Annotated in this window: 3 protein-coding genes; all 3 read left to right on the top strand. The window is 37.8% G+C overall.

Features of this window, described 5'->3' with window-relative positions; all coding sequences use genetic code 11:
* The first annotated feature begins 425 nt into the window (after positions 1-425).
* Positions 426-1091 (top strand): hypothetical protein, encoded by a 666-nt coding sequence (locus AB1422_16190; protein ID MEW6620849.1) that lies wholly within the window; start codon positions 426-428, stop codon positions 1089-1091.
* Positions 1085-2560: a hypothetical protein gene (locus AB1422_16185; GenBank protein MEW6620848.1), complete on the top strand. Its 1476-nt coding sequence runs from the start codon at positions 1085-1087 to the stop codon at positions 2558-2560. The genes AB1422_16190 and AB1422_16185 overlap by 7 nt, the downstream gene beginning before the upstream one ends.
* Before the next feature lie 4 nt (positions 2561-2564).
* A partial coding sequence (locus AB1422_16180) for a winged helix-turn-helix transcriptional regulator (protein ID MEW6620847.1) occupies positions 2565-4036 on the top strand: 1472 nt, incomplete at its 3' end.

The raw sequence follows: 4036 nt of genomic DNA, 5'->3' as shown, positions 1-4036 counted from the left end.
CAATCTTTATATCCGGGGGTGGGTCAATTCTCATTGCCAAATTTGTTCATTTTTGATCTGATTTTTTTACATGGGTGGGTCAATTTCCATTGCCAAAAGTGGGTCAATTTTGGTTTGCCATTAACAAGGTAGTCCTTTACCGCAGAGACGCAGAGGAACAGAGAAGATTATTGGTGCAGCTATTGAAATACTTATGACCTGCTTGCCGAATGTTCAACAGACAAGCCAATTTCTGCGTATCGTCCATAGATTTTCCCCTCTTGAGAGGGGTTAGGGGTGTGTTTTTCTCTGCGTCTCTGTGTCTCTACGGTGAACGGTTACAAAAAATGGCAAAAATGACTTGACAACTTAAAATTTATTTATTATAATTATACAACAAAAATGTTGTGCAACAAATTTGTCGTATATCAAGGAAAGATAAAAATATGTCTCTTGAAGAAATAGTGAAGAAAAAACGAGCAGAGATTATATTCCTCTATGCACCTGTCCTTAAGGAGATTATTGAACTTATTGAAGAAGAGATTAAAGAAATAGAAAAGGGATTGAAAGTCAACCGCTTCGTAGCAAAAATAGAGAATAAGGATACACCCCAAATGCAAATTAAAAGTCCAACAAGCATTATAGACAAGATAAAAAGGAGCAAATATACCATAGAAAATCCCTTTTGTGAGTTTCCAGATATATTCAGAGATAGAATAATATGCAATTACCTCTCTGATGCCAAAAAGATTAATCAAAGGTTGAAAGAGAGTGAGAAAATTGCCCAACGATTTGAAATTGTAGAGAAAAAAGACACAATCTATGAAAAGAGGATGAAAAAACCTACAAAAGTAAAAGGGATAAGGGCATACTACCTTGTCTTTAAAAGCAAAGAAAAGCCTGAATGCCCAAAGATAGAGATTCAGATAATGACTATGCTTGCCTGGGCATGGGATAAGAAAGACCATTACCTGATATATGAACCTGAAAGAGAGAAAAGAAAAGTCTCTCCTGTAGGTAAGATTAAGATGAATGCTATGAGTGAACTTTTGTATGTCGCAGATGAGTTCTTTGATATTCTTCAGAGAGAAATTAAGGAGGAGGAATGGTGATTAAGATGAAGAAAGAGGGTGTCCTATTTGGTATTCAGGATAAAGAGGGAAATGTTATCCAAAACCTTTTTATTGAAATTACTGATTTTTCTAAAACCAATATCCAACATAAAGACATAGTCTTTGAGATGTATAAGATGGTAGAAGAGGGCTTCCCGGATAACGAGGTTGAATTATTATCCATCTTTGACCTTGAGAGATTAGAAGGCAAATTCGCCTTGCCAGAACCGGCAATATTTCCCATTGAACTCTTTTATGACAAAGATGCCAGATTCAATAAAAGGCTATTTAAAGAGGTAGTTTTGAAGATAAAACAGGGAGAGAAAGATTACCTGCCTGATTTTTCCCTGGGTGTCATTGCCCGGGGTATGGACTTTTTTAATCAGGAAGATTTTATCAACCAGCTTTGGCAGGTATTAAACACAGACCATATTATTCTGGTTGCACCCAGAAGGTTTGGTAAGACAAGCCTACTTTACCAGCTCTTAGATTATCCCAGAGAGGATTTCCTTCCCCTGCTCATTGATTTAGAGGGCATCTCGGATGGACAATCATTTACCGCGGAGGTGATAATGGGCTATCGGCGTTGGATAATGCGGGCATTTGACCATAAGACAGAACAGGAGATAAATAATGAAAAACAAACCTTTAAAGAATCCATTAAGGATAGCTGGGAAAGGGTGTGGTTGGAATTTTATAGCGGTTTAAAAGAAAAAATCCTGTTTTTGTTTGATGAATTTTCCGGGATGCTTGAGAATCTTATTAAAAACAAAACCGAGGCTCATAAATTCCTGTCCGTCCTTAAAGAGACTCTCTCTATTCCAAATCAAACAAGGTTCATCCTTACGGGTTCTATCCTTATTCACCGACTCATTGATGAGATTGAGTATGAAGATAAAGATGGTTTTTACTCACTCTTTAAAAAAGAGCAATTACTACCTTTATCCGATAATGATGGCTATGAACTTACCCAGATTTTACTGAGCAGAATAGGGATAAAACCAGAGGAGGGATTTGTCAAGAAGATAGGACACCTGGTTGGTGCACCCATCCCCTATTTTATCCAGTTATTTGTCTTTGAGATAGAAAAGGGGATAATCAGGGAAAATAAGCACCTGACTGTTGAAGGGATTGAACAGGTTTATCAAGAAAGGTTATTAGGGATAGAATCTAAGACCTACTTCAGGCATTATTATGAGCGTCTGATGAGTTATAGGGTTAGTGAATTCTATCAACCTTTCCCTGGTATTAAGGCTATTTTTGAAGAATTAACCAGGGGGCAAAGGAACGAGAGTGAGATTAAGGGGATTTTTAAAGAAAGCTGTCCCGTGGCACCTGCGGATGATTTTGATAAACTGATGGCATATTTAGAGGATGAATTCTATATTAAAAAGGCAGAAGGAAATTATATGTTCACCAGCAATCTCATCCGTGATTGGTGGCTTCGGCATTCAAGGTATTTAGGTTAGAATTATGGAAAAGGTGCTTTATAAATACAATCCACAACAGATGACCAAAGAGGAGCTTTTTGAAACCTTTGTGGGCAGAAAGGCACTCTTTGAAAGCCTGATCACCAGACTAAAAAAGGAAAGGGATAAGCCCCATCATCAGCATATTCTCCTGAAGGCTCCCCGAGGTATGGGTAAAACCCACCTTTTATCCATGGTCTATTTTAAAGTCAAGGATTGCCCAGAGATTTCTTCTTTCTGGATTCCTGTCCAATTTGCTGAAGAGGAATTTGGGATTACCGATTTAAAAACATTCTTTGCAAGAATATTAGAGGAGCTTTCTCGGGAAGATAGTAGCCTGGCAAAGGATTTTCCAAAGGATGATTATACCACATCTTATGCCTTCCTTATAGACTATTTGAAAAGAAAAAACAAAAATGTGCTGATTCTGGTTGATAATTTTAACCTTATCCTCTCAAGGTTTAAAACAATAGAAGTCCGCAGGCTGCGGGATATCCTGATGAATGACCCATATCTGCTTATCTATGGCGGCGCAATTAGCCTATTTAAAGAAATCAGAGACGAAAAAGAACCTTTTTATCGATTCTTTAAGATAGAGGAAATCACCGAGCTTAAAGAGGATGAATTTGAAAGGCTTCTCTATTTAAGATTCAGGCTTGATGGGAAAGATGATGTATTAAATAAATTCCCACAAGCAATACTCTCTTCCCGTCTAAAGGCATTATACCAGCTTACTGGTGGCAATCCAAGATTGTTGCTTATCCTCTATCAATTCATTATCCCTGGTGAATTAAAGGATATTATCACTTACCTGAAATCTATCCTTGATGAACAATCCCAATACTTCTTAGAGAAGATTCATAGACTCTCTCCACAACAACAGGTCATCATCGATGCTATTGCCAAAGACTCTCTTATTTTAAGCCCAAAAGAGATTAGCCAGAAGACCGGGCTTTTGATAAATACGGTGACCGCTCAAATTTCTCGCTTAATGGATGATGGCTATTTAACCCCAATTAAATTTACCCGAACAAAGAACCTTACTGGATATGAATTGAGCGAGCAGATATTTCGGGTCTGGTATCAGATGAGAACTGGTGGAAGGTCCGAACAAAGGATTCAATTTCTCATTATCTTCCTGCAAATATGGTTCACCAAAGAGGAATTAAAGACAGAAATTATCCGCACAGAAAGAATGGCTTCTCTACCAGAGAGGGAAGAAAAAATAACCTATCTCAAGGAGGCATTAGAAGGATTAGCCAGAATAGATGAAAAATATACAGAAAAGATAGATGAGGTCTGGGAAAAGATAGACGCCAGGGAATTTACCTCATGCCTTGAGATACTTGATGAAATTATGCAAGATGTAAGGGTTTCTTTAGAGACTACCGCTTCGATATGGTTTTCCAAGGGATATATATTTGTTGAGATGAAAGACTACACCCAGGCAATCTCATGCTACCAGGAGGCAATCAA

This window comes from bacterium (assembly GCA_040757115.1).
Lineage (GTDB): Bacteria > UBA9089 > CG2-30-40-21 > CG2-30-40-21 > SBAY01 > JBFLXS01.
Note: the sequence above shows the minus strand (reverse complement) of the source record. Positions and strands in the feature narration are given on the sequence as shown.